Below are 24,697 nucleotides of genomic sequence, written 5' to 3' on the forward strand. Positions count from 1 at the left end.
GGCATCTTGCCTGTTCATAAAAGGTTTTGACACTAAGCGCTATAATCAAAAAGCATTATTTTTAGTCCATAACCCCCAACCATGAGAAGTTACTACTGCGGCGAACTGCGAAGCGAACACATCGGAGAGACTGTCACCCTTTACGGCTGGGTGGATCGCCGCCGCGATCATGGCGGGGTGATTTTTCTGGATGTGCGCGATCGATCGGGTATTGTGCAAATTGTCAGCGATCCTGAACGCACCCCCGATTCCTATCACGGGGCTGAGGCTTTACGCAGCGAATACGTGCTTAAAATTACCGGGCGAGTCAGCCACCGCCCCGAGGAGTCCCTCAATCCGAAATTGCCTACGGGTGAAGTAGAAATTTACGCTGACGAAATTGAGTTGTTAAATGCGGTTCGCAAACAGTTACCGTTTCAGGTGGCGACGGCGGATACCGAAAGCGTGCGGGAAGATTTGCGGCTGAAATATCGCTATTTGGACTTGCGGCGCGATCGTATGAGTCGCAATTTGCAGCTTCGCCACCAAGTAGTCAAAGCTATGCGCCGCCACCTGGAAGATGTGGGAGGTTTTATTGAAGTTGAAACACCGATTTTAACGAGATCGACTCCTGAAGGTGCGAGAGATTATTTAGTGCCCAGCCGCGTCAATTTGGGCGAATGGTACGCTTTGCCGCAGTCGCCGCAGTTGTTCAAACAATTGTTAATGGTTTCGGGTTTGGACAGATATTATCAAATTGCCCGCTGTTTCCGCGATGAAGATTTGCGCGCCGACAGACAGCCGGAATTCACACAATTAGACATGGAAATGAGTTTCATGTCTTTAGAAGAAGTTATCGAATTAAACGAAGGTTTAGTCTCCCAGATTTTCCAAAGTGTCAAAGGCGTAGAAGTGCCTCGTCCTTTTCCGCGCTTGACTTACGCTGAAGCAATGGATCGCTACGGTAGCGACAAACCAGACACTCGCTTCGGTATGGAATTAGTCGATGTTTCCGATTTGATGAAAGATTCGGGATTTAAGGTATTTTCCGGGGCGGTTGCTGCGGGCGGAATTGTGAAAGTTTTGCCGATTCCGGGCGGTAATGATGCGATTTCTAATGTGCGGATTAAACCGGGCCCGAAAGGCGATTTGTTTAAGGAAGCCAGCGAAGCGGGTGCGAAGGGATTGGCTTACATCCGCGTGCGGGATAATGGCGAAATTGATACGATCGGCGCAATTAAGGATAATTTGACGGAAGCACAAAAACAGCAATTGCTCGATCGCACGGGCGCGCAACCAGGTCATTTGTTGTTATTCGCCGCAGCCGATGTGACAACTGTCAATAAGACTTTGGATAGATTGCGTTTGTTTGTCGGTAACGAATTGGGATTGATTGACAAAGAGAAGATGAATCTGCTGTGGGTGACAGATTTCCCGATGTTTGAATGGAACGCTGATGAGAAGCGTTTGGAAGCTTTGCATCACCCGTTTACTGCGCCGCATCCCGACGATATTAATGATTTGAAAACTGCGAGAGCTCAAGCTTACGATTTGGTGTTAAACGGTACAGAAATCGGCGGCGGTTCTCTGCGGATTTATCAGCGGGAAGTTCAGGAAAAGGTGTTTGAGGCGATCGGCTTATCGACTGAGGAAGCTTACAATAAGTTTGGCTTTTTGTTGGATGCGTTTGAGTATGGAACTCCGCCCCACGGTGGCATTGCTTACGGTTTGGATCGGTTGGTGATGCTGTTGGCTGGTGAGGAATCTATTCGCGATGTGATTGCGTTTCCGAAGACGCAGCAGGCGGGTTGTTTGCTGACGAATGCGCCGGCTGGGGTGGATGAGAAGCAGTTGAAGGAGTTGCAAGTGCGATCGACTTATACGCCCAAGTCATAATTGTATAAAACACCTTGACAATTTAACCATTTGTAAATTCCTGACTTCTTTGAGAAGTCGGGAATCTGGGTAGTTCTAGTTTGGTGTCGTTGATGCAGAGGAGTTAGAGAGTTTGGTTGAGGTTGGTTGAGGTGAGTTGGGGAAGTTGGGTTAGGTTAAGGGTTGGGTGTGGCTATGCCATAATGAATGAGAGAATGAAATCAACCATTAACCATGACAACCACCGTTGAACTTAACGAAGAATTGGTTAAAGAAGCCTTTCGCTTAACCAATTTCAAAACAGAAAAAGAACTGATTGACTTTGCTTTGCAAGAATTAATTCGCACCCGTAAAAAGCGGAATATACTTGATTTAAGCGGACAAATTCAATTTTCAACTGACTACGACTACAAAGCTTTGCGGGAAAACCGAAATGTTTCTGATTGATACCTCAGTCTAGATCAGCGTTTTCCGCGACAGGACAGGTGTAGTACGCCAATCCCTCGAAGCAATAATTAATGATGAAAGTATTTTTCTGAACCGATTTACTCAGATGGAACTTTTGCAAGGTTGTCGAGATGAACGGGAGTGGACACTATTAGAAACTTATCTCCAAGAACAAGATTACATCGAGTCTACGCCTAATACTTGGGTAGCGGCTGCTCGGATTTACTACGATTTGCAACGACAGGGGTTAACGGTTAGAAGTAGTATCGACTGCTGCATTGCCCAACTTGCGATCGAACACCAGCTTATTCTAGTTCATAACGATCGCGATTTTGAAACTATTCAGAGAGTGCGATCGCTCAATTGTTTGCGCTTCCGACCTGACAATTAATGAATATTGTTTGGAATCATAGTTAATTACTTTAAGGGCTGGTTTTTCTGGCATGAATTTCGCTTCGGACTGCTTCTACTTCTTGGGTGATAGTTTCTAAAGAAAGCTCATCGGTTCTAAATGACTCCAAAAGAGCTGTTAATTTACTGTTTAATACTTCTTTTTCCAGCTCTTGACTTAACTGCAATTTTTCTGGATAGGGCAGTTGTTTGACTAGGGCTAAAATTTGCTCAAAGTTTAGGGAAAGTTGATAGTTGGCTAGAGTCATTGTTCGTTATGTTTAGGGCTTGTCGATATTTTATCTCAATTTTTTGGATTGAGGATGGCTTTAATAGTGCTGGACGCACGGGTGGCTAGAAACCGGGTTTTTTCCGATAATACTGCTTCCCGACCTTTAACTAAAGTAAAAAACCCGGTTTCTTTGGTTTTGATGCGTAACTCCCGACAGTCAAAACTTAGGACTCTAGATGAAGTCGTTTGAGCCAGTTGACGACAGTTTGAAGTAAATCGGGGTCATGGGGGGAGAAGGTTTGCAGGGGTGGATGAGGTGTGTCGGTGATGAGACAGATTGTACCCTCGAAGCGGGTAAGGGCATCGAGGAAAGTAGGGCTAAAACCTTGGGCGGCAGGGGATGTGGGGTCTTGGTAGAAGATGAGGATGAGGTGTTTGTCCCAGTCTAGGAGTTGCCAGTAGATTTTGAGGTCAGTGAGAGTGAGGGGTGTGCCTTCTGTCTGTGGATTTGGGGCGATATTTTTTTATTAGTTGCAGGTAAATGTTGACAGTTGAGCTGTCGTTATGCTAGAATTATTATTAAAATATTTTTTAGTGTTAGGTTTTGTTCCTTTAACCTAACCTATTATATCGGTAATCACACTCAAATGTAGTAGAGGTTTCAATGTCAAACTTTGGAGTTGGTTCTATTAAAAATGCTTTAAGTCAAGCATTGGAATATCTACCAGATTGGAGAAGTTTAAACCCACTTGATAAAGGAAAAGTAATTGATAAATCTTTCAAGGCACTTTTGAAAGATTTGATGAAACAGTTTAAGATGGAGCCTGGTGTTGATTATGTAGATAATTTAAAGGATAACGAACCGATTGCAGATTTTGTTGCATTATCAAAAAAGGCAGATGATTTAATTCAAGGATTATTAACTGGTAAGGTTGTGGCTATTTCAGGACATAGTAAAGTCAGTAAACTAGGAAAGGAATTTACTGTAGACGCTCATTTTCGCGATCTGAGAAAGTCAGCCTAGAAATTTTCTCTATTTCCGAAACTTATCTCATAAACACTTAGTAAAGTTCAATAGTTTCTTAAATCAAGCTTATGACATATTTTGTAGAGGGGAATTTTATTTACGAGTGTAAATCTTCCCCTGATAAAGCAAATGGCCCTGTTAATGATAACAGTCTTCAAAAGTGGATACGTGCTGTAAAAGTTTTATTGAACAGTCACCAGCCAACAGGATTTCGTTATATTTTTCCTATTAATCGTTTAGACAGTAATAATAAAAATCAGTTAGAACAACTGAAGCAAGAATTTCCTAAGATAGACATACAATATTATGATTGTGATTCAGTTGATAAACTCATTAGGGCTTTGGAAAAAGTCAAAACTTTACGTGAGTTAGTAGAATACATTAAACAAGCTAGGAACTAAAAATATGTCTCTATCTATTCATTTTGCCAGAGTTAAGTATTTTTCTGAAGAATTCACGAAAGGTCATCATTATGATGAGATTTTGCAAGAATTAAAGAACATTTTGAAAGAAGAAGAAAAGATTGATGAAACGCTAAACAAAAAGTTTATTGAAGTTCTAGAAACTCAATATATTAGATTAAGTGCTAACACTCCTGAGATAGAAAAATTTTTGACTACCGGTTCAGAAATTCAATTACATCCACAATCAAGGTATTACTTTGTAACTGAAAAATTGTGGGAGGTTTTGCAAGAAGAATTTTTTAAACAGTCTCAAGATATAAAAAAGGCGAAGGATTTTTTTGCTCTAGTTAAAGATTACGCGGATATTGAAGCCTATTATGGTAAAAAAATGCTAGTCTTTGAAGCTTCTTGAGTCTGATTGTACATCTTTGGAGGGTGAAGTCGCCTCTGTTATAATTTACTTATTTTGTAGCGCTTTTTTATAAAATGTATGGAGTACAAGACTGAATTTGGTATTCGTTTCGATAAGTTACAAGCCTCATCAGAAATGGAAATTTATCGGAACTTGCAAGCTTTAAGTGCAAGCTATGGGGTATTCAAAGGAAATTATGATGAACTTAGACGCTATCTAGAGCATCTCAACGATCCGAAAGAATCTTTGTTGATGTATAGTTATGAACAAAGAGAAAACCTTGAGCTTTTACTTGAGGAAACTTCAAGACTATTTCATAACTTTCTTGCCTCTGCAAAATCCTTGATCGATCACACAAGAGTAATTGTTAATAGGCTGTACTCTAATCAAGAGTTTATAAAAAAATACCAAGAAAAACTTGAGCGAGATATTGCAAACAATCCTATCCAAAAATTTGTGCATAAGTTGCGAAATTACACGCAGCATTACACCTTGCTTATACCAGCGTTGCAAATCGAATTTGCAGAAGATGTAGAAATGACTGTGCGTGTTGATGTTGAGATTCTGAAGCAGTGGGATGGATGGGATAAAATCTCAATGTCTTATTTAGAAAATTTAGGAGATAGTTTGTGTCTAAGCTCTTTATCAAATGAATACTTTGTCAGAGTTCAACAATTTTATCAGTGGCTTACAGAAAACCAAGCACAACTTCATCGGTCTGACCTTGAGAATCTTCAGAAAATGAAGAATGAGCTTCTGGCAGTGAGTTGAATATAGTTTATTGGATTTCTCTGGGATCGTCTGTTGGTGGATGACAGCCAGCTTTTATCCATAAACCGCGTGCTTCTTGAATCGATCGCTCTCCTTGATAGCGTTCGTCGTTCACGTCAAGCCGATCGCAAGTAGCGCGACCAATTGGTGTAACTCCGAGAATTTTTGTACCGTCCTCCGTCCAAATAAAATGCTCTTGCCATTGCTGACTTCGAGGATTAAATAGAGCTACTTCTGATTGAGTTTCTAGATCGCTAGCGACTGTAAAATTGTAACGACGTTGGTTGCAACGGCTACAAGCAAGCGCCAAATTATTGACATCATCAGTACCGCCTAAAGAACGGGGTTTGATATGGTCGATGGTAAAACGAGAGGTGCTGATTTCTTCTGGAGAGTGACAATATTCGCAAAGGTATTTAGCCCGTTCTCTGACATATTGGCGGGTTGCTTCGGTAAGGGTCATTTTTGAGCGAGGAGGAGGGAGTTTAGGTAAGTAAAAAGGCGATCGAGTTCGTTGATGGCCTTGAGTTCGTCTTGTTCTTCAGCCGTTAGATCGTTGACTTTATTTTTTTCCAGAAGGCTTTCTAGATGGAGTTGAAGTCGATCGGTAAATTTGAACAAAGGGCGATTATTGACTGTTTCGACTTTAATTCCGGTTTCAATGAGGGAGGGAGGTTGAATGACAACTTGCATAATATTTGACTTTGTTGAATTGTTTGTCATGTTTAGGCCTTATCCATATTTTATCTCAAATTACGGGAGGCCAGAAACCGGGTTTTTTCGAGAAGACGCGCTACGCCTCGTAGTAGCGGCAAAAAAACCGGTTTCTTTGGTATTTATGCGTAACTCCTAAATGAGACACAAAGGCCGATCGCACTTTTTCAATTCGCGCGATCGCCCTCAAACATTACTCTTTCCAGTAACGGGTTAAAATCCGAATTACCTCACCCGCTATCGGCGATGGTAGAGGCGGGCTCCATTCCCCAACTTCTGCAAAACCTAAAACGTGCAGCAGATTAACAATGCTGTCTACCGCTTTGGGAACGCCACACAACAGCAAACGAATCGGTTGCTTACCTTGAGGTACATCAGGAATTTCTTCCCGGAGCAGTTCGGGAACTGACTTTGGCGGTGATATCATAGAGTTTCCTCCTAAATATGGGAGTTCAAGCCCCCACCGAACGATTGCAACTCTGACCGGTGGGGGTTTGGTGTTTGACTAATTACACGGTATCACACCGTGTGTCACTATGCAAGAGGCGTACAAAGAAAGTACGATCGATGTATGAAGTAAATTCCCAGTTGCCTAACTTGCCAGCAAAAAACCTAAAACGAGTCACCAGCTACGTTCCTCCAAACGCCTACAACGTCTTGGAAGATTGGGCCAAGGAAGAAGACCGGACAGTCAGCAATCTCGTAAGTCGGATTGTCTCTCAAGCCGTAGATGCTTACTTGGCTAAAAAGACTACAGAAGATGAACCCAGCAGCAATTAACCTTTGATCTCTACGCTGATGGGTCATTCTCAACTGCCAACCTGTCGGGCCGTTTATTTTGTGTTGGAGTGGGGTTTTGTTTTTCCTCTAACCCGAAATCTTATCCAAAGGGTCAAATTCAGCAACCTGTTTTTGACCAAGAGAGGTAATTGCTAAGACTAAAACACTTAACGTAAGGCCTAAAATCGCATAACTCGGTAGTGAAAAAATAGTTACTTTAAACCAATAAGGCAATTCCCCCCCCTTCCAGTTCCACCGCTTTCCTAGAAACACCAACAGCCCGCCATGAATCACAGCGGTTTGCACCATGACACAGCCAACCCCCAATAACCAAACCGACATTCTTTGCCTAGAGAAGGCACAATTTTTAATCTGAAAACATAAATCATTCAGCAAAAAAACCACCGCCGGTGCTAACATCACAGAACTGGTGGGCTGTGAATAGTTGATAGCAATGCTCAAAGTGGAAATTAGCACCATTTCAGATAAATCAACTTTTTTTGACCAAGCATTGCGAGATTGTTTTTTGTAAAAATACCAACTCACTAAACCAACTAGCACCAGAATAATTAAATCCGAAAATAGCTTCGCCACGAAGGGACTATCGGGGAAAAATCTCGGCCCCATAACCCTTAAATCAAGGCGACTCATAGAAATATAAGCATTATTCGATGGATCGTTGAGCCAGAGTGGAAATCCACGAGTCGCATCCTGTATAAATCCTGTTAAAGAATTGCCCGTTACAGCTAGACCTATAACTGCCAACAAAGTTACCGTGACTATAGATACAAAAACTAGCTGAAACCGTCTTTTGATTAAAAAATAAGGAATAAACAATATAACTAATGTTGGTTTAAAAATGGCAATTCCTAATAAAAATCCAGCAATTAAATCCTGATTTTTTCTAGCATAAATAAACATCCATAACAGCAGAACCGCAATAAAAGTTGCCACATTGCCAACTTGAAGATCGAAGACAAAACCGTAGAGGAATGCAACTGATATACTACAAATAGTCCTAAAAGCTCGTGAGTGCGACACCAACAAGATATTCGCTCCCCATAAAACAAAACCTGTGGCAATAAGATGCAGCCAAGTCCAGATGGTGAATGCAGTCTTCATCGGGAAATAGCCCAAAAACCACAGCGGAGGAATGATATTAGGTGGATAAACAAAAGATGGAATAAACCCACACACTTTTGTGATGCTACAGAAACCGATGTTAAACACCTCCACATTAAAGGGACTCAAATGCTGATGGGCTAATCTACTCGCCACATAAAACCACTTAAAATCCCAGTAAGGCGGATCGGGCCTAGTAGTCAGATTGTAAACCAACCAACCGGTATAACAGAGAAATCGGGTGAGAACTAATACAATAACTGCTTGCAAAATAAAGTTAACGATAGGTTGACGAAAAAACTGAGTCAACCTTTGGCTCGAAGGATGTTTGAAAAACAAAGAATCTTGCCATGCTGTTTTTTCGGTATCTAATCGCCAATTAAATTTGAGGAACAAAGCGACGGTAATTATAATAATTATATTCCAGAATCCCAAGCTAATCATAGGTCATAATTTTGATAAAATTACTATTTGATGATATCACAACCAGAAATTATCTCATGTCCGATCCATCGACCCTAATATCCCGGTCGGGGCGGGTTTTTGAGATAGTAAATTATTAACAGGTATTGTTGGTGAACCCGCCCCTACAAAAATCGCGGTTGCTCGACCGGACATCATATTATTAACTAAAAATCAGCCTTTGAACCTAGAATATAGACGTTTATTCCTGGTTTCAACCTAACTCTCTTTCCTCTCTATTCTCTGCGTCCTCTGCGCCCTCTGCGGTTAAAAAAAAAATCCTATTCACAAACGAAATAGCATTGCCATCCAAAAGCCCGATCGCACTTTTGCACCTTATAACCCTGTTCACCCCCAAACATATGCGTTACCCTAGTTGACTACAGCTTGTACCGCACTCCCCAAGTAAATTCATGCTTCCCCGCATCAAAGAATTAGCCGCCACCCTAGCACCCCGCTTAATCGAAATTCGCCGCCACATCCACTCCCACCCCGAACTTAGCGGCCAAGAATATCAAACCGCCGCCTACGTAGCCGGAGTTCTCGCATCCAGCGGAGTCCGCGCGATCGAAGGAATCGGCCAAACAGGAGTGCTCGGCGAAATCAAAGGCAACAGCAGCGAGTCCCGGTGGCTGGCAATTCGCACCGATATGGACGCTTTGCCGATTCAAGAACGCACAAACTTAGAATTTGCCTCCCGCAACGAGGGAGTGATGCACGCCTGTGGCCACGACATCCACACCACCGTCGGTTTGGGCGCAGCAATGATATTGTCTCAGCTAGAGGAAAAATTGCCCGGTCACGTCCGCTTCTTGTTTCAGCCGGCGGAAGAGATTGCCCAAGGTGCTCAATGGATGATTAAAGATGGGGCAATGCAAGATGTTGACGGCATCCTCGGAGTGCACGTTTTCCCGACGATTCCGGGCGGTTCCATCGGTATCCGCCACGGGGCACTGACGGCGGCGGCAGATGACATAGAATTGATTGTGATGGGCGAATCCGGCCACGGTGCGCGTCCCCACGAGGCGATCGACGCAATTTGGATTGCTTCTCAGATAATTACCACTTTGCAGCAGGCAATTAGCCGCACGCAAAATCCTTTGAGGCCACTGGTTTTGACGATCGGGCAAATTAACGGCGGACGAGCGCCGAACGTAATTGCCGATCGAGTAAAATTATTGGGAACTGTGCGATCGCTGCATCCAGAAACCCACGAAAAACTGCCGGCTTGGATCGAACAAATTGTTTCTAGCGTGTGCGCGACTTACGGCGCTAAGTACGAACTCACCTACAAGCGCGGCGTGCCCGGAGTCCAAAACGACCCCAAACTCACGCAATTAGTCGAAACTGCGGCTTTAGAAGCTTTAGGTCGATCGCGCGTCCAGATTTTACCAGAACCATCCCTCGGCGCGGAAGATTTTTCCATGTACTTAGAACACGCACCGGGAACTATGTTTCGGTTAGGAGTGGGACTGACTGACAAACCGAACTATCCCCTCCATCACCCGCAATTTGAGGTTGATGAAGCGGCTATAGTTACCGGCGCTGTCACCTTGGCCTATGCCGCCTACCAATATTGGAAACAGCAAGTAAGTAGGTAAACTCGCTTTCATTGAATTACCCGTAATAAGATTGTGGGGTGGGTAATAGCTCAAAATTGCTTGATGTAAAGTTTATTTGCGCCTAGCTGCTTAACAGAATTCTGGCAACCAAACCACCTTATCTTCCGCAATTCCCCTATAGCAGTCGCTAAATGTGCTAACGTACAATCAAAAATCCCCCAATTTCAACTATCGCGAGACAGATAACCGTGTTCGCTCAAGCACCTCCAACTCCCAATTACAAATGGTTTAGCTGCATTTCTAGGACTGTTTTCACCGCATTGTGCCTGTTACCTCTTTTCAGCGCTGCGGGATACGCCCAAAGTCCCCAAAATAGACCCATCAAAATCGGCGTGGTGCAGCGGTTTGGCACGAAAGCAACCGACAAACTGACGCTGAAAGCATTACCGGGCGACAGCTTAACTTTGCGTTACAAAACTCCTCAAGGCATAGAAACCAAAACTGCTGCTAGCGTCAAGTTAGAAATAGCCCCGAAACCTCTGGAAACGCCGACAGTAGAAGAACGAGTTGTTCTGAGCTCCCACCGCAGTTTCGAGAGTGCAGAAGATAGCGCCAATCAGTGGCGCGCCCAGGGAATAGAAGTAGAAATTGCTCAACCTTTTCGCTGGCAAGTTTGGGCCAAAAGAGATATTTACAACTCTCCTTTGGTGCGGCGCTGGCTGTTGCAAAGTTTGCAAGCTCAAGGGAACACAACAGCTTTTTTGGATTCCAAAGTTTTAAAACAAGTACCCCAGGCATTTTGGGTTTTAAACGGCTTTCGCTTCAACCGCAATGAGTTGGATGTGACGGCAGGGAAAAATGTGATTGAGGTATTGGAACAAACTACCCAAGAGGCGACAGCTATTGAACCAGAAAAAGCTATTCAACAAACTCGCCGTTATGGTGGGAATTTGCGCCTGCAAAAAAATGCTTACGGCACTTATACTTTGGTGAATGAAGTGCTGACGGAAACTTATTTGCGGGGTGTTGTTCCTCACGAAATCGGGGCTTTTTCGCCTTACGCTGCGATTGTCGCTCAAACTATTTTGGCGAGAACCTACGCCCTGAGAAATTTGCGCCGGTTTGCTGTGGATAATTATGAGTTGTGCGCTGATGTTAACTGTCAAGTTTATAAGGGTTTGACGGAGGTTTACCCGCAAAGTGATAAGGCGATCGCCCAAACGAGCGGTTTGGTGCTAACTTACGAAAATCAGCTAGTAGACGCGCTCTATTCCGCGTCTAGCGGCGGCGTGACAGCCTCTTTTAACGATGTGTGGCAGGGCCCGGAACGTCCATATTTGAGATCGATCGTCGATTCCCCCAATAATGTCTGGGATTTGTCCAAGCAGAGTTTGTCTGACGAAAACAACTTTCGCCGCTTTATCAGTTTGGAAAAAGGGTTTAATGAGGAAAAACAAGACACTTTTCGGTGGCGCGAACCCGCTTCTTTGACGGCGATTGGTGGATTTCTCAAACAGTATCTTCAGAAGAAACAGCACCCGATGGCTAATTTGAAAACTGTCACTCAGGTGGAAGTGGTAGAAAGGTCGCCCGCAGGTCGAGTTTTGAAAATGAAGGTTCAAACTGACTTGGGCCCGATTGATATCGACAAAGACGAGATTCGCAATGCTTTTTACCCGCCGATTAGCACGCTTTTTTACCTAGAACCAATTTACAATCCCGACAAAACTCTCAATGGTTATGCTTTTGTCGGAGGCGGTTTTGGGCACGGTGTGGGAATGAGTCAGACTGGTTCTTACAATTTGGCTAATTTGGGCTGGAATGGATCTCGAATTCTGGGCTTTTATTTTCCCGGCGCTCAAGTTGTCCCGCTTAGCGATAACATTACATTTTGGCGCGAATAGTCGATCGAAGTCGGCCTAAGAGTCGGCGAGTTAAATCGCCACTACACAAATAAATTCCGCGCCACGCCAGACTAAATATTAGCCGTAAAACTTTTAGATTTTAGACTTTGGATTCTAGATTGGTTTCACAGTTAATCTAAAATCGGCCATCTAAAATCTAAAATTATTGGGCCAGCTATCTGCTCAAACAGCTACGAATTCATAGATGGGAGTGAGAGACTGCTGGCGGCTTTGTTGCAGTGTTAGACACCGAAACCCGGTTTCTTAAAATAATTGCCGTATTTCAGCTTCTTAATTCTGGAAACGAGCAACCGGGTTTCTTAGGGTATCACGCAGAGCGTCCTTTCTTAGTAGAGCTCTTCTTCTTTGTGAGTTTCGATCGTACAGTCAGACTTGGGATAGGCGACGCAGGTGAGGACAAATCCAGCTTCGATTTGGTCGTCGTCCAAGAAAGATTGGTCGGATTGGTCAACTTCGCCTTTGGTAATTTTGCCGGCGCAGGTGGAGCAAGCTCCAGCGCGGCAAGAGTAGGGGAGGTCGAGTCCTGCTTCTTCAGCAGCATCAAGAATGTAAGTATCGTCATCAACGTCAATGGTCTGGTTAATTCCTTCGGCTTCGCTGATGAGGGTAACTTTGTAAGTTGCCATGCACTAAATCCTCTCAAAAATTCAACAAGATTGATAATTTTTCCTAATGCAACCTTCAAGGCTCTATTAGCTTTGAGGTTAGGTATTAGGTTCGTTCCCTCTATGATATTAGGGGATATAAGGGAGGTTGACACACTTATTTACAAAACATTTGAATGGGATTAGTTATAACTTTTTCTAATTTCATCTTGATTACTTATACCTATCTTGGGTTCAGCCTTGTGATACTGTTGCCGCAAGACTTGCGCGAAATAATCCGGTTTCTAGGAAAAATCCTGTTTTGAGCCCTACAGCACAAAAACCGGGTTGTGGGTATGCGGTGTGTCGATCGAGTTTCAGCAAGACTTGCTGCAAGGCAAGTCCCAGCAGGCGGTGAAATGTATAGTTAGATCGACATCAAGACTTGGGTGTTGAAGGCTCGATCGCATAAATCGCACCACAACCACAGGTTAAAATCGGGGCCATAGAACCCCTAAACCCCTGCACCGCAAGTCTGTAACTATCTAAAATCTTAAATCTCAAATCCCATGACTAATATTGATACTCGCTTTGGTTTTTCAGTTAATTCTCCAATTCGCGTGGGGATTGTGGGTACTGGTTTTGCCGCTAAGTTGAGGGCTCAGACAATTCAAGCTGATGGGCGATCGAACTTGGTAGCAGTTGCGGGCCACTCCCCGGAAAAAACCGCAGCCTTTTGTCAAGGGTTCGGGGCAGAAGCTGCGGTTTCCTGGCGCAAGCTAGTAGAAAGAGACGATTTAGATTTGGTAATTGTCTGTACGGTGAACCGGGATCACGGGGCGATCGTCCTGGCCGCCCTAGAAAATAACAAGCACGTTGTGGTGGAATATCCTCTATCTTTAGACGTATCTGAAGCAGAAAGGGCGATCGAACTTGCAGCCCAAAAGCAAAAACTCCTCCACATCGAACACATCGAACTCTTAGGCGGTTTGCACTCCTCAATCAAAGAATCTTTGCCCTTAATCGGTAAAGTTTTTTACGCCCGCTACATTACTATTACTCCTCAACATCCAGCGCCGCAGCGGTGGACTTATCAACATTCCCTCTTTGGGTTTCCGTTAGTTGGTGCAATTTCGCGACTGCACCGATTTACTGATTTGTTCGGGGAAGTGGCAAGCGTTAACTGTCAAGCTCAATTTTGGGACAGTCAGCCGGATTTCTACAAAGCTTGTTTGTGCAACGCACAGTTGCGCTTTGCCAATGGCGTTGTCGCTGAAGCTGTTTATGGAAAAGGAGAGACTTTTTGGCAGTCGGAAAACATTTTTACCATCTACGGTGAAGCAGGAACGCTGGTTTTTACTCCTGAATCCGGTCAATTAATTCAGGGAGAAAATCGGCGCAACATCAAAGTAGGAACGCGGCGCGGCTTGTTTGCCAAAGACACCGATATGGTGTTGGAATATTTGTCAAACGGTACGCCTTTGTACGTAGATAATGCCAGTAGTTTGTACGCTTTGAAGGTGGCAGGTGCTGCGAGGCGATCGAGCGAGATTGGGCAAAATATCGCCCTTATAAATTTATAAAGAGCTAGGAAAAAGAAGGTTATTTAATTTGGGTAAAAATCCAATATAACTGAGATAGTGCACCCTTCTCAATTACCTATAACAATCCTAATGCTAAATCATTTGTGTAATTCTTGTAGGGGCAAACCCCCCGTGGTTGCCCCCAGGAGGCCGGGTAGATAAAGAAAGGCATTACCCCTAAATCTTTGTACGACTCCTGGAAGGAGTGCTATAGTAATCCTTCCAGGATATGAGCTAGTTTCCATCCCAAAAAGATGGATTCAAACTGTCGAAGTTTATGAACAAGGATAGGCATTCCGGGAGGCACGGAAATGGAATAAGCTGTCGCGCATTTAAATTGTATATTAAGGGCGGGCGGGACGCTTGGGCCCTACTCCCCACAAGACTTTGATTTTTTTTGACATACAATTTAAATGCCGAACAGCTTATCAGCTTCAAGAGTGCTATAAAAGTAATGATGGCGATGGAGCTCGCCGAAACCGCCCTGCGTTATTAATAATCTTCATAACGTTTAAAAGGCTGATGGCTCCTACTGTTCCGACTTGTGGCGGAAGGGTAGGATGGTGCGGATGCCTCGATCGATCTTTCCCCTACAAGTCACCTTCATCGATTCAAATTTAAGGTGGCGTGATGTTAGAAAGTATAATCTGGATTTTATTAATGGGCTTTTTTGTCGGGCAGATTGCTCGACGGCTGAAAGCTCCAGCACTCGTAGGTATGGTGCTGGTGGGCATTTTATTAGGCCCGCAACTGGGGAATGTCATTAGCCCAGAGGTTTTGGGCGCAGCGAATTCCCTTCGTACCATAGCCGTGATGGTGATTTTGATGAAGGCGGGGTTAGGACTCGATCGCGAAAAGCTATCCCAACAGGGAACCGTGGCGCTGCGATTAGGCTTTCTGCCGGCAGCTTGCGAGGCCATCGCCATTGCTGTCGCTGCGATGTGGCTACTTCAGTTTGATTTTTGGACGGGGCTACTGCTAGGCTGCATCATTGGCGCGGAATCTCCAGCAGTAATTGTTCCCGGAATGCTGCGGTTAAAAAGTCTAGGTTGGGGAGTAAAAAAAGGAATTCCCGATGCGATTCTGACGGGGAGTGCCTTGTCAGATGTATTGCTTTTGCTGGTGTTTAGCCTACTGCTAGCGTTTCTGTCCCAAGGGAAAGCTACAGCCATTACCTTACTGGGAGGAATCACCCTCAGCCCTCTGCAATTGCTGCCATTTCAAATCATCATCCAAATTACCTTGGGGGTGCTTTTGGGATGGGTGACTGCTCGAATTTTGGTGTCACTATTAGTCAAGCAAAACTGGACTCAAACTGCGGTTCAGGACTCCCTAGTCGCTGCTGGCTTTGCCCTAGGGCTGGTAGTATCAGCAGAACATATTCCGGTTTTTTCTGGCTATTTGGCTGTGATGGCGGCGGGGTTTTTCCTGATTGAGTTGGATGCGCCTTTAGCACGAAGATTGCGGGGTGGTTTTGATAGTTTGTGGACGATCGCGGAAATTATTTTGTTTGTGCTGCTGGGAGCCAGTATTCAACTTAATGTATTAGGCAATACCTTGCTGGTTGGTTTGCTGGTGTTGGCGATTGGGACTCTGATTGGGCGATCGCTCGGTTGGTATCTTTCCACTTTAGGTAGTAATTGGACTGGGAAAGAACGGCTGTTTCTGCTAGCAGGAAATTCGGCTAAGGCAACGGTACAGGCGGCAATTGGGGCGATTCCTCTAGCTCAGGGGATTGCTGGTGGCGAGACGATTTTGGCGATCGCAGCCCTCTCAATTTTAGTAACGGCTCCCTTGGGTGCATGGGCAATTCCTACCTTTGCTCCCAAACTATTAGAAAAAGGCGAAGTTGACCCGACCAAAGTAGCTATTTCCGGTCGTCCAGTTTTTCTCGCCGCAGTAGACGCTTCCCCCCTAACAACAGATGTTTTAACTAAGGCCGCAGACTTAGCTCGGCGCAGTGATGGGGATGTGATTGTTTTGTATGTGGATAATCTGGGAGATAAAAAGGCGATCGCCCAATTACAAGAACAAGCACAACGACTCTTATCAGATATTCGCTATGAGTTCCTGAGTCTTTCTGGGACTGTGACTGAAGAGATTGTCCGCGTGGCGCAAGCTCGGCAAGTAACAGATATTGTGATCGGGAAACGAGGACATCAACCTTGGGAACAAGTGCTAGTAGGTTCGGTTTCTCAAGCCGTCTTAGAAAGCAGTCCTATTCCTGTCATTCTAGTGGAATGTCGATTTTAGATTTTAGATTTTAGATTTTAGATTTTAGATTGACTTGCGCGAGATAAATGCTCTTTCTTGAGGATTTTCGATTTTCGATTTTGGATTGATTCCACGGATAAATCACGTGGCGGGTACCATCAATAAATTTGTGGTCATAAGTAGAAGTAAGAAAGAAGAAGCAAGAAGCAACCAGCAAGAAGGATGTACTTAACATACCTATTGTAGCCCGTCCAAATTTATAAAAAAGGAGCGTTTTTGAGGAAACATTTTCATCAATTTCAGCAGTTGATCGCCTTGCCCCAACTCATATCAAATCCGTTAGCATCGGAATAGTAAATTTGAGTTCACTGTTGACTGTTGACGGTTGACTGTTGACAGTGAACCGTCAACCGTCAACAGTCAACATTATTCCGGTTTAACCGGAAATGATATCACATGGTTGCCTAAAATTCGCGATCGCGCTCTGTTTGATGCGTCTGGTTACGTTTCAGCGATCGAGCCATTGAAACTCTGTGAGCAAGATTTTCAGCAATTTAGTCAGCAAGTGTATGATGCTCAGGAGTTATTTGAAACGCTGCCAGGAACTACTTCGTAATTGGGGATTGCTTGAGATTGACTGAAAGCATCCAGGATACAAGCCCCCGGATTCATCCGTCCAGAAATAAAAAACCTGTATCCGATAAATGAACCCCCGAATTTATCCGTGGGGTCAATGCTTCAATTCTTTAATCTAAAATCTAAAATCTAAAATCTAAAATCGATTGACTACCCCTCAAAACAGTTGCTTTAAGTTGAACACTCCACAACAATAATCAAATTGTAATCGGGGACTGCACATAAACTGTAGGGTCTTCCATCGTAAAGACAATCCCATGGATAGAGAGTGATTTGGCAATTTTAGCCCTTGCCAACTCTAGTAGACGTTTACGCACTTCAATCGCATTATCTTGAGAACCTAAAATTGCAAAACTAACCCTTAATCTTTTTCCTGTTCCATCAGCCTGAGAGATATTTGTGCTGTTAGTATCAATCCCTGATAGGTAAGCGGTTTTTTCCATGATCACTTGTTGTACTAGGGCATATTCTCGTTCCCCTAAAACACTAGCAAAGTCCATATAAAATAACACCATGATTTTTTTGGCAAGAGTAACGTTTTCAATTTCTACACTTACAAGGATGGAATTGGGCATCACAATAATTGTGCCAGTGCCCAGGGAACGGATTTTGGTTGAGCGCAAACCAATACTTTCTACTTTCCCTAATTCTCCACCTGGTAAGCGGATGTAGTCACCAGTAACAAAAGGACGATCAAGATATAAAACTAAAGTCGCAATCAGTTGTTCGAGAATTTTTTGAGCAGCAAAGGCGACGGCTAAACCCACCAACCCCAAACTTGCCACCAATCCAATCAAGTCAAAGTTGAGGCTGCTGGCAAAGGCAACTAAAGCTGCAATAAAGATCAAGATATGAATAATGGTCTCAAACACTAGAATGGCATCATCACTACTAGGGCTAAATTTGCCGCCCAACTTGAATCCGTAGGTACGCAGGTAGCGGCTACTTAGTTTTACTGATAACCAATATAAGCTGCCAATTAAAAATAGATTTATAATCGGGTTTAAGAGATTATAAACGACTGGTACTAATGGTTCTAATAAGCTCACAGACCAACTGATACAAATACTGAGAACTGCAAATTCCAAAAGGCGATCGCTCGGTTGAACAATTTCTATATAGATAGTTTCTAGGGCGTGGGGAGCTATTTTTTTAAGCGCTAATTTTACTAAATCGGTAGCGTAGTGGCTAAATACAAAAGAAGCTCCTATGGCTCCAAAGAAGAGCAGCCACTGGGGCTGAGAAAATGGGGAAAGAAACTGATAGCGTAGACTGCGTAAGATGGGAAACCACTCGGAACTGACTATGGCGATCGCACCCCAGCTAAAACTAAAAAAAATCTTGCTGAAAATTCCAGTTTGAAACTTAAATATTCTGGTTGCTAGTCCCAAAAAAAGCCGCACTACGATCAGCGCTGCGATTACGCTCAAAATCCATAGACTTCTCTGCCAAATATATTGGGGAGTGCGTTCTTTTTTAGCTTTGGCGATCGCTGTTTCTAGAATAGCCCGCCATTGATTAGCTTGTTGAGTTCGAGAAAACCCTGGCAGAACATCATTTGCTGTAACGGTGAGAAGGTAGTTATTATTTAAGGAAATAGAAGTAGCGCTGGTACTATCATCATTCCGCACATCAAAAGTTATGGATTGATCATTAGCGATCGCCTCCTTGAGAATATTATTAGCAAATTGGGTGCGCTCCTTTGCTGTAAATCGCTCCACAGCTTGCAACTTAAAAAGGGGAATCCCATCAACAACCACCGGAGCACTGCCATTAACAAAACTCTGACTAAAATTTTGAGCAGGATTTTGAGCAAAACTCATGGGAGTAAACACCAACAAACAAACCACTAAAAATAAGCTAGTCAGTTTAATTGCTCGCCTAATTACTTGTTTAGATAGAAATTGGCGCATCCACATAAATCGTTGGTTGGTTAAGGATAAAAGAAATATCATGTTTGTGAAGTTGCTTGGTAATTTTTTGGGTTGCCAAATCCAGCAATTGTCGTCTTAGTTCCATCGATAACTCATTAGAACCCAGAATAAAAAAGGAAACTTGAGCCTGATTTTCACTAAAAGAAACCTCTGTACTACGCCAATCTAAACCAAAAATATCCATAGTACATTCCATCACAATTTGGCGGATCAATGCTTGCTCATCGGCAGATATTGATTTAAGAAACTCAAGTACCATTACAGACATGACTTTCTTTGCACCGGAAAAATTTTCAATGGTAGCTTGGGTAAGCGCATTATTCGGAATAATTGTGAGCGTGCCTTTACCAGAAGTGCGAATTTTGGTTGATCTTAAGCCGATACTTTCTACTTTACCAAAAGTACCTTGCTTACCCGTAGGCCCATCCGATAAGCCGATATAGTCACCCACAGTAAACGGACGATCAAGGGTTAAGACAATCCCCCCCAAAAATTGCTCTAAAGTCTTTTGAGCGGCAAAGGCAATGGCAATACCTCCAATCCCCAAACTGGCAACTATGCCGACAACGTTGATGTTATGGCTAATACAAAAAACTAAAATTAACGTTACAGCGATCGCAAAGTCTCCCAAATACCGAATTAAGAAGATTGACTCGCCTTTAACTTTGGGGTTTGACTCAAAAGTTACTCCTAAAATTGTGGTGTTAAAAAATTCTCTAAATAGTCTTGACAGCATCCATCCGCTAAGTATAGTGATGCCAATACTCAGGCAAAACTCGATTAAACTAAGCGATTTACTTTGAGAAACTAAAAGTAACATTACTTCCATTGCTGAAAGAGTTAGTAACACCAAAACTATGTTTTTTGAGCCAACCACTACACGAATATAAGTTTGGGTTAATAATTCTGGAGCGAACCAACTTAACGGTAATCTTAAGATGGAAAAGAGCGCAATTCCCGCTAATGCAGTCACCACTCCTGCTACCAAAATAGAGCTGATTTGCCCTAAGCCATCGCCATTATTTAAAACCAGTTCGGAGGCTAGATAAAGCGGATTAATTGTTTCTGTCATAGCAAAGTTTAATTATTCAAGTTTCGCGTTGGTTCAAAGTCGGAATCTCGCGCCATAACACTTGCCTTAAACGTAGTGGGCGAACCACTTAGACTGGTCAACTAGGCAATTTCTGTGCCCGCACCGTATCGGTAATCCGCTCGGTGCCGGGTGATTGACCGTTACCTTAATTACTCGCTCTCAAGAACTAGCTTTGCTTGCAAAAGTTCTTGACGCTTTTCTTCGCTCACACTGGGATACTCAAGGTTCAGTTCCTTCAACTTAGTGTAAATGATGCCAGCTACTACAAGACGAGTGAACCATTTGCGATCGGCTGGGATAATGTACCAAGGAGCATAGTCCGTACTGGTGTGATTAAACATATCTTCATATACCGCCATGTACTCATCCCAAAAAGTACGATCTTTAGCATCATCAACAGAAAATTTCCAGTTTTTTTCAGGACGATTGATCCGTTCTAAAAAACGTTCTCGCTGCTCTTCCTTAGACACATTGAGAAAAAACTTGAGGATAATCGTCCCGTTATTGACTAATTGCTTCTCGAAGTTGTTGATTTCTTCAAAGCGCCGCTCCCAAATATCCTTGTCGATTAAACTAGGTGGAATTGGTCGCTGTTCTAGGATTTCTGGATGAACTCGTGTCACCAAGATTTCTTCATAATAAGAGCGATTGAAAATTCCAATCCGTCCTCGTTCTGGTAGGGCTTTGGAACAACGCCATAAATAGTCATGATTTAACTCTTCTGTCGATGGCGCTTGGAAGCTATGCACTTGACATCCTTGGGGATTGATTCCTGACATTACGTGTTTGATCGTACTGTCTTTACCCGCCGCATCCATTGCTTGAAAAATGATTAGTACAGCATGGGTTTTTTGGGCATACAGAATATCTTGATATTCTGCTAAAGCTTTAATACCTTCCTTTAATTGACTTTTAGCTTTCGACTTCTTTAGATGATTGGCTTTGTAAGCTGGGTCATAGTCTTTTGTTAGAGAAATTCCTCGCTGTGATGGCACAATAATTTGCTGCTTTGGTGGAACAATAAAAGGACGAATCAAATCGTCAAGATTTTTGAGCGGAAATGGATTCAATGATGGATCATTTTGGCTATGTTTATCGGTCATACTTTTAACTATCCAATGTTAAGGTAAATAGACTTGTTCTGACGGGCTTCTATCAAATCAATTTGTTAGCAGGGGAATCATTTATATATCTATTCTATTAATCTGCGTGAATCAGCATCAATCCATTGTCCGGGGCGGTTAATACATTCTCTTTTTTAAACCGCAGATACAGGCAGATAAACACAGATTAACGCAGATTAATTATATAAAAATTCCGGTTGCACCATCCGTGATTGTTGACTGTTGATTCGATTTTACGCCGGACGAAGCTACCGGATTTGAGATTAATCATGTCAACGAACGGGACTTGACAACATTGCATTAATTGGGTCGTGTTGCACAGTTAATAACAACGGCAAACCCAAGCCAGATACAACGTATTCCAAGTTTATGAAGTAGAATACCTGCTTTAATTATTTGGCGTCTAACTCCTCCGCAATGCCTTCCTGGCTGCCACGTTCCCATCATATCTGCATGACACCTTAGTGCGGTTTAGTCTAGTGTCCGGTGAGTAAAGAAAGCGATCGCCCAAACAAATCCGTTTTTAGGTAAAATGACAGCGATCGCCTATTTCATCCACATAGTTTCTCCAACAAAACTTACGCAGACCAAGCTTCGCGAAAGTCAGCATAGAGGGTCAATCCACCATCAATATAGAGCGTTTGCCCCGTAATGTAAGCCGCTTCATCTGATACAAGAAAGGCAACCGATGCTGCCATTTCCTCCGATGTGCCTGCCCGTCCCATTGGGATATGGCTTTCCACTACTGCCTTTTGTTCTGGATCGTCCGTCCAGCTTTCATTAATCGGTGTAATTGTTGCACCGGGCGCAATAGCATTGACACGGATGCCTCGGTTTGCGTATTCCAACGCTAGGGTTTTAGTCAGATTTCCCATGCCGCCTTTGCTGATGGAATAGCTGATATACATCGGGCGGGGGATGATTTCATGCACACTCGAAATATTGATAATCACCCCAGGGCGTTGCTCACTCAATAGGTGCTTAATGGTTTCCCGCGCACAGAGATATGCACCTCGCAAATTCACCGCAATCACGCGATCGAATTCATCAGTTGGCACTTCATGGGATGCGGTTTCTGTTTGAATCCCAGCGTTATTAATCAGGATATCCAGACTACCAAATTTATCAATGACAGTATTCACCATACGAACGATGTCGTCTTCTTTGGAGACATCTCCCTGAACTAATAGGGTTTCAACGCCGCATTCCGATGCTTGTCCACAGGCTTTTTGCAGAGCTATTTCTTCCGTATCTTCTGCCTCTTCTAAGCTTTTGCGATAGTTAACGGCAATGTTGCAACCTTCTTGGGCGAGACGAATGGCGATCGCCTGCCCAATGCCTGAACTCGCTCCAGTAATTAGTGCGTTTTTTCCCTTTAAACCTTTCATAATTGCTCTCCCAGAGATTCACAACAAAATATCTTAACCGAAACCTCAAGCCAACTAGCTTCTACATCAACCAGAAGGTTGCTCTGTCTTTTCCCCACGCATTTCATCAATATCCAGGAGGCCGATCGCCACGCCCGCGATCGGGATCGACAGAAAAACTCCGACCAATCCAGCGACTCGCGCCCCTACTAATAGCGCAAAGAACATAATGACTGGATTTATATTAATGGAGCCTTGCATAATACGGGGCATGAGTAAGTTTTCTTCAACCTGCTGTAAGACAATGCAACCCACTAAAACTTTCAAACTGAGCAGAATTCCTTGAGGCAGAATAATCAGGCAGACGAGGCTAATCCCAATCGTTGCGCCAATACCGGGAATCAGGTCAAATGCGCCTGCGATTGCTGCCATGACCAGTGCATAGGGAATATCCAGCAAAATAAACACCAGAAAGGTAGAGATGCCGAAGAAGATTGATAATAGCAACCGACCCCAAAAGAAACCCAGAAAATTCTTTTGGATTGCCCTGGTCAAATCATCGCGTAAGCCGGCTGGAAACAACCTCACAATCATATTCCATAGTCGTCTACCATCTAGGAGCATAAAGAAGCCAACCACCGCAATCACAATCACATCTAGCAAGTTTAATAACACATTTTGCAGTGTGGAAAAACCCATGCCAATGATGCCGAGGGCTTGTTCGCGCAGTTGTGTCTCAAAGGTGCTGAAATCGACCGTAATATTGCGCTTTTGCAGAAACGATTGGAGTGTTTCCAACAGTGCGATCGCCGACTCTAAAAATTGAGGAGCCTGTTGCAATAACTGCTGTGCTTGGGAAATGATAGCTAATCCTAGCGTTGCCATTAACCCACCTAGAATCAACAAGGCAAGTAAAAACACCAGCACAACCGCTACCCAACGAGGGATGAAACGAGATACAAATTTGACTGGGTAGTTTAGCAGAAAGGCGAGAATAGCTGCAAAAATAAAAACAATCAGAACCGTTTCAAAATATGCCAACACCTGCACGATCGCCCAGCCCAGCGCAAATAGTAGCAGATAGCGTATAAGTTGAGCATTGTTCAGGTGTTCCCAGATCCGATTGGTGTTAATTTTTGGATTGTCCATTACAGCCTGTCAACCTCTCCACCGTTCCTCATTCGCCTGATTAAAGGTTTTGCTATACCTTCTTGATTTGATTTATGCTGACCTAATTATTGAAGTTTCCCTGCAATTATACCAACAAGCACAATCAGACCTAATGCTCTACGAAAGTAATTAACGCCTTGAAATAATTCTTCCCAAGCCCAAGTAAACAAAGAGCCAAAGGCTACTAGATCCAACCCTAAATTAATTTTACCTGTTGTAACAATGAGCGTTAATAAACTAGCTACAATTCCGACACTCAGTGGTAGATTTGGCATCTGAGCTATAACAATTTGGCCTTCGCTGTCGCGAAATGTGCGATCGAACAATGTGTTTTCCATGAGTTTCTCGTGTCAATGTAATAAATAGAACCAGGTTAACATTCAATACAGCGGGCTTTTTGGGAACAATACTACAAGCTTTAGAGGGCAAGCAGAATAAAAAAGTCGAATTTAATGTCGCGTCAGGAGTCGAGATGACATTGATTTAATTATCCACACTGTCTCAAAATCTTAGAAAATTAGCCATGGGAGCAGAGAAAAACCTTCCGCACTATTGAACAGTGCAATATAGGATTTATCCGGGATCAAGTTTTTTTGGATTCCCTGTCATGAATTTATTAGGCTTGTTTTTCCCATCATTTTAAAAATCTATTATTTGAGTGATTAGAGGGTATTATTATAGTAAATTTCAAAAAACCAAAAATCATCTCTCGCTTGGAAGAGTTTAGAGTAAAAGGTGATCTATAATTGGACAGACATCATCGTTTCTCTAGTATCGCATCGAGAGCGATCGACCTCATGCTCAAATCCAAGGTTAGGATCGCGAATTAAATAACTTACAATTTTAATTGTTATTGTGGGATGGGCGTCCCGCCCGTCCTTTTTGGACGG

General features: G+C 43.4%; 26 protein-coding genes and 1 riboswitch. Of the genes, 13 read left to right on the plus strand and 13 right to left on the minus strand.

The features are described 5' to 3' along the window. Positions 1-81 precede the first annotated feature (81 nt). From aspS to vapC, 3 genes are all read left to right on the plus strand, one after another. Positions 82-1,875, plus strand: coding sequence for an aspartate--tRNA ligase (aspS, locus tag QT987_RS12885; RefSeq protein ID WP_333240357.1), 1,794 nt, complete (start codon positions 82-84; stop codon positions 1,873-1,875). Between the two features lie 213 nt (positions 1,876-2,088). Further along, positions 2,089-2,301 (plus strand): type II toxin-antitoxin system VapB family antitoxin, encoded by a 213-nt coding sequence (locus QT987_RS12890; RefSeq protein ID WP_333240359.1) that lies wholly within the window; start codon positions 2,089-2,091, stop codon positions 2,299-2,301. A gap of 13 nt (positions 2,302-2,314) precedes the next feature. After that, positions 2,315-2,692 carry a type II toxin-antitoxin system VapC family toxin gene (gene vapC, locus QT987_RS12895; protein WP_333240403.1) on the plus strand — a complete coding sequence of 126 codons (378 nt, stop codon included), beginning with the start codon at positions 2,315-2,317 and terminating at the stop codon, positions 2,690-2,692. Between the two features lie 31 nt (positions 2,693-2,723). On the opposite strand, the gene vap15 is transcribed toward vapC, so the two are convergent. Both vap15 and QT987_RS29950 read right to left on the minus strand, forming a co-directional pair. Then, on the minus strand, positions 2,724-2,960 hold the full coding sequence (gene vap15 / locus QT987_RS12900) for a type II toxin-antitoxin system VapB15 family antitoxin (RefSeq protein ID WP_190655710.1): 237 nt from the start codon (positions 2,958-2,960) through the stop codon (positions 2,724-2,726). 187 nt (positions 2,961-3,147) lie between these two features. Then, entirely contained in the window at positions 3,148-3,441 is a 294-nt protein-coding gene (locus QT987_RS29950; RefSeq protein ID WP_445299733.1) for an NACHT C-terminal alpha/beta 1 domain-containing protein, read from the minus strand. Positions 3,442-3,587: 146 nt separating this feature from the next. Here QT987_RS29950 and QT987_RS12910 point away from each other — a divergent pair, with 146 nt between their 5' ends. From QT987_RS12910 to QT987_RS12925, 4 genes are all read left to right on the plus strand, one after another. Then, the gene (locus QT987_RS12910; protein WP_333240362.1) at positions 3,588-3,947 is read left to right on the plus strand and encodes a hypothetical protein; all 360 of its coding nucleotides are present in this window, start codon (positions 3,588-3,590) and stop codon (positions 3,945-3,947) included. A 71-nt stretch (positions 3,948-4,018) separates the two neighbouring features. Further along, a complete protein-coding gene (locus QT987_RS12915) occupies positions 4,019-4,351 on the plus strand; it encodes a hypothetical protein (RefSeq protein WP_333240364.1) in 333 nt (110 codons plus the stop codon). A gap of 4 nt (positions 4,352-4,355) precedes the next feature. Further along, entirely contained in the window at positions 4,356-4,766 is a 411-nt protein-coding gene (locus QT987_RS12920; protein ID WP_333240366.1) for a hypothetical protein, read from the plus strand. A 78-nt stretch (positions 4,767-4,844) separates the two neighbouring features. Further along, on the plus strand, positions 4,845-5,537 hold the full coding sequence (locus tag QT987_RS12925; RefSeq protein WP_333240368.1) for a hypothetical protein: 693 nt from the start codon (positions 4,845-4,847) through the stop codon (positions 5,535-5,537). A gap of 7 nt (positions 5,538-5,544) precedes the next feature. Here QT987_RS12925 and QT987_RS12930 read toward each other — a convergent pair whose 3' ends face one another. The 3 genes from QT987_RS12930 to QT987_RS12940 all read right to left on the minus strand — a co-directional run bounded on the left by QT987_RS12930 (position 5,545) and on the right by QT987_RS12940 (position 6,678). After that, positions 5,545-6,000, minus strand: a complete 456-nt coding sequence (locus QT987_RS12930; protein WP_333240370.1) for an HNH endonuclease — start codon at positions 5,998-6,000, stop codon at positions 5,545-5,547. After that, positions 5,997-6,230 carry a hypothetical protein gene (locus QT987_RS12935; RefSeq protein ID WP_333144163.1) on the minus strand — a complete coding sequence of 78 codons (234 nt, stop codon included), beginning with the start codon at positions 6,228-6,230 and terminating at the stop codon, positions 5,997-5,999. The genes QT987_RS12930 and QT987_RS12935 overlap by 4 nt, the downstream gene beginning before the upstream one ends. Before the next feature lie 214 nt (positions 6,231-6,444). Then, positions 6,445-6,678, minus strand: coding sequence for a hypothetical protein (locus QT987_RS12940; RefSeq protein WP_242719202.1), 234 nt, complete (start codon positions 6,676-6,678; stop codon positions 6,445-6,447). Positions 6,679-6,818: 140 nt separating this feature from the next. Here QT987_RS12940 and QT987_RS12945 point away from each other — a divergent pair, with 140 nt between their 5' ends. Then, complete coding sequence (locus tag QT987_RS12945; RefSeq protein ID WP_333182137.1) at positions 6,819-7,031, plus strand: ribbon-helix-helix domain-containing protein; 213 nt, start codon at positions 6,819-6,821, stop codon at positions 7,029-7,031. 87 nt (positions 7,032-7,118) lie between these two features. Here QT987_RS12945 and QT987_RS12950 read toward each other — a convergent pair whose 3' ends face one another. After that, a complete protein-coding gene (locus QT987_RS12950; RefSeq protein WP_333240372.1) occupies positions 7,119-8,597 on the minus strand; it encodes a glycosyltransferase family 87 protein in 1,479 nt (492 codons plus the stop codon). A gap of 431 nt (positions 8,598-9,028) precedes the next feature. Between QT987_RS12950 and QT987_RS12955 the strand changes: the two genes are divergently transcribed. Both QT987_RS12955 and QT987_RS12960 read left to right on the plus strand, forming a co-directional pair. Then, entirely contained in the window at positions 9,029-10,216 is a 1,188-nt protein-coding gene (locus tag QT987_RS12955; RefSeq protein WP_333240374.1) for a M20 family metallopeptidase, read from the plus strand. Positions 10,217-10,425: 209 nt separating this feature from the next. Next, positions 10,426-12,081: a SpoIID/LytB domain-containing protein gene (locus tag QT987_RS12960; protein ID WP_333240376.1), complete on the plus strand. Its 1,656-nt coding sequence runs from the start codon at positions 10,426-10,428 to the stop codon at positions 12,079-12,081. 347 nt (positions 12,082-12,428) lie between these two features. Here QT987_RS12960 and QT987_RS12965 read toward each other — a convergent pair whose 3' ends face one another. Continuing rightward, the gene (locus QT987_RS12965) at positions 12,429-12,728 is read right to left on the minus strand and encodes a ferredoxin (RefSeq protein WP_333056974.1); all 300 of its coding nucleotides are present in this window, start codon (positions 12,726-12,728) and stop codon (positions 12,429-12,431) included. A gap of 527 nt (positions 12,729-13,255) precedes the next feature. Between QT987_RS12965 and QT987_RS12970 the strand changes: the two genes are divergently transcribed. From QT987_RS12970 to QT987_RS12980, 3 genes are all read left to right on the plus strand, one after another. Further along, positions 13,256-14,269, plus strand: coding sequence for a Gfo/Idh/MocA family oxidoreductase (locus QT987_RS12970; protein WP_333240378.1), 1,014 nt, complete (start codon positions 13,256-13,258; stop codon positions 14,267-14,269). A gap of 450 nt (positions 14,270-14,719) precedes the next feature. Beyond that, a riboswitch (Fluoride riboswitch) is annotated at positions 14,720-14,808 on the plus strand. Positions 14,809-14,899: 91 nt separating this feature from the next. Beyond that, on the plus strand, positions 14,900-16,522 hold the full coding sequence (locus QT987_RS12975) for a cation:proton antiporter (RefSeq protein ID WP_333240380.1): 1,623 nt from the start codon (positions 14,900-14,902) through the stop codon (positions 16,520-16,522). A 346-nt stretch (positions 16,523-16,868) separates the two neighbouring features. Beyond that, positions 16,869-17,099 carry a hypothetical protein gene (locus QT987_RS12980; protein ID WP_333240382.1) on the plus strand — a complete coding sequence of 77 codons (231 nt, stop codon included), beginning with the start codon at positions 16,869-16,871 and terminating at the stop codon, positions 17,097-17,099. A gap of 217 nt (positions 17,100-17,316) precedes the next feature. Here QT987_RS12980 and QT987_RS12985 read toward each other — a convergent pair whose 3' ends face one another. From QT987_RS12985 to QT987_RS13010, 6 genes are all read right to left on the minus strand, one after another. Beyond that, positions 17,317-19,032: a mechanosensitive ion channel domain-containing protein gene (locus QT987_RS12985; protein WP_333240384.1), complete on the minus strand. Its 1,716-nt coding sequence runs from the start codon at positions 19,030-19,032 to the stop codon at positions 17,317-17,319. Continuing rightward, the gene (locus tag QT987_RS12990; RefSeq protein ID WP_333240386.1) at positions 19,013-20,125 is read right to left on the minus strand and encodes a mechanosensitive ion channel domain-containing protein; all 1,113 of its coding nucleotides are present in this window, start codon (positions 20,123-20,125) and stop codon (positions 19,013-19,015) included. Before QT987_RS12990 ends, QT987_RS12985 begins: the two co-directional genes overlap by 20 nt. Positions 20,126-20,295: 170 nt before the next feature. After that, a complete protein-coding gene (locus QT987_RS12995; protein ID WP_333240389.1) occupies positions 20,296-21,249 on the minus strand; it encodes a polyphosphate kinase 2 family protein in 954 nt (317 codons plus the stop codon). A 599-nt stretch (positions 21,250-21,848) separates the two neighbouring features. Further along, a complete protein-coding gene (locus QT987_RS13000) occupies positions 21,849-22,658 on the minus strand; it encodes a glucose 1-dehydrogenase (protein ID WP_333240391.1) in 810 nt (269 codons plus the stop codon). Positions 22,659-22,724: 66 nt separating this feature from the next. Next, positions 22,725-23,786: an AI-2E family transporter gene (locus tag QT987_RS13005; RefSeq protein WP_333240394.1), complete on the minus strand. Its 1,062-nt coding sequence runs from the start codon at positions 23,784-23,786 to the stop codon at positions 22,725-22,727. An 86-nt stretch (positions 23,787-23,872) separates the two neighbouring features. Continuing rightward, positions 23,873-24,145, minus strand: a complete 273-nt coding sequence (locus QT987_RS13010) for a hypothetical protein (RefSeq protein ID WP_333240397.1) — start codon at positions 24,143-24,145, stop codon at positions 23,873-23,875. Positions 24,146-24,697: the final 552 nt, after the last annotated feature.

This window comes from Microcoleus sp. SVA1B4, from assembly GCF_036700545.1.
Taxonomy (GTDB): domain Bacteria; phylum Cyanobacteriota; class Cyanobacteriia; order Cyanobacteriales; family Microcoleaceae; genus Microcoleus.

What these genes read in the sequence shown, in the direction of transcription:
- QT987_RS12965 (WP_333056974.1), bottom strand. Translation starts at nt 12,728, where the DNA reads ATGGCAACTTACAAAGTTACCCTCATCAGCGAAGCCGAAGGAATTAAC.
- QT987_RS12955 (WP_333240374.1), top strand. Translation starts at nt 9,029, where the DNA reads ATGCTTCCCCGCATCAAAGAATTAGCCGCCACCCTAGCACCCCGCTTA.
- QT987_RS12945 (WP_333182137.1), top strand. Translation starts at nt 6,819, where the DNA reads ATGTATGAAGTAAATTCCCAGTTGCCTAACTTGCCAGCAAAAAACCTA.
- vap15 (WP_190655710.1), bottom strand. Translation starts at nt 2,960, where the DNA reads ATGACTCTAGCCAACTATCAACTTTCCCTAAACTTTGAGCAAATTTTA.
- QT987_RS12910 (WP_333240362.1), top strand. Translation starts at nt 3,588, where the DNA reads ATGTCAAACTTTGGAGTTGGTTCTATTAAAAATGCTTTAAGTCAAGCA.
- QT987_RS12915 (WP_333240364.1), top strand. Translation starts at nt 4,019, where the DNA reads ATGACATATTTTGTAGAGGGGAATTTTATTTACGAGTGTAAATCTTCC.
- QT987_RS13005 (WP_333240394.1), bottom strand. Translation starts at nt 23,786, where the DNA reads ATGGACAATCCAAAAATTAACACCAATCGGATCTGGGAACACCTGAAC.
- QT987_RS12950 (WP_333240372.1), bottom strand. Translation starts at nt 8,597, where the DNA reads ATGATTAGCTTGGGATTCTGGAATATAATTATTATAATTACCGTCGCT.
- QT987_RS12970 (WP_333240378.1), top strand. Translation starts at nt 13,256, where the DNA reads ATGACTAATATTGATACTCGCTTTGGTTTTTCAGTTAATTCTCCAATT.
- QT987_RS13000 (WP_333240391.1), bottom strand. Translation starts at nt 22,658, where the DNA reads ATGAAAGGTTTAAAGGGAAAAAACGCACTAATTACTGGAGCGAGTTCA.
- aspS (WP_333240357.1), top strand. Translation starts at nt 82, where the DNA reads ATGAGAAGTTACTACTGCGGCGAACTGCGAAGCGAACACATCGGAGAG.
- QT987_RS12985 (WP_333240384.1), bottom strand. Translation starts at nt 19,032, where the DNA reads ATGCGCCAATTTCTATCTAAACAAGTAATTAGGCGAGCAATTAAACTG.
- QT987_RS12920 (WP_333240366.1), top strand. Translation starts at nt 4,356, where the DNA reads ATGTCTCTATCTATTCATTTTGCCAGAGTTAAGTATTTTTCTGAAGAA.
- QT987_RS13010 (WP_333240397.1), bottom strand. Translation starts at nt 24,145, where the DNA reads ATGGAAAACACATTGTTCGATCGCACATTTCGCGACAGCGAAGGCCAA.
- QT987_RS12940 (WP_242719202.1), bottom strand. Translation starts at nt 6,678, where the DNA reads ATGATATCACCGCCAAAGTCAGTTCCCGAACTGCTCCGGGAAGAAATT.
- QT987_RS12890 (WP_333240359.1), top strand. Translation starts at nt 2,089, where the DNA reads ATGACAACCACCGTTGAACTTAACGAAGAATTGGTTAAAGAAGCCTTT.
- QT987_RS12975 (WP_333240380.1), top strand. Translation starts at nt 14,900, where the DNA reads ATGTTAGAAAGTATAATCTGGATTTTATTAATGGGCTTTTTTGTCGGG.
- QT987_RS12990 (WP_333240386.1), bottom strand. Translation starts at nt 20,125, where the DNA reads ATGACAGAAACAATTAATCCGCTTTATCTAGCCTCCGAACTGGTTTTA.
- QT987_RS12935 (WP_333144163.1), bottom strand. Translation starts at nt 6,230, where the DNA reads ATGCAAGTTGTCATTCAACCTCCCTCCCTCATTGAAACCGGAATTAAA.
- QT987_RS12925 (WP_333240368.1), top strand. Translation starts at nt 4,845, where the DNA reads ATGGAGTACAAGACTGAATTTGGTATTCGTTTCGATAAGTTACAAGCC.
- QT987_RS12995 (WP_333240389.1), bottom strand. Translation starts at nt 21,249, where the DNA reads ATGACCGATAAACATAGCCAAAATGATCCATCATTGAATCCATTTCCG.
- QT987_RS12930 (WP_333240370.1), bottom strand. Translation starts at nt 6,000, where the DNA reads ATGACCCTTACCGAAGCAACCCGCCAATATGTCAGAGAACGGGCTAAA.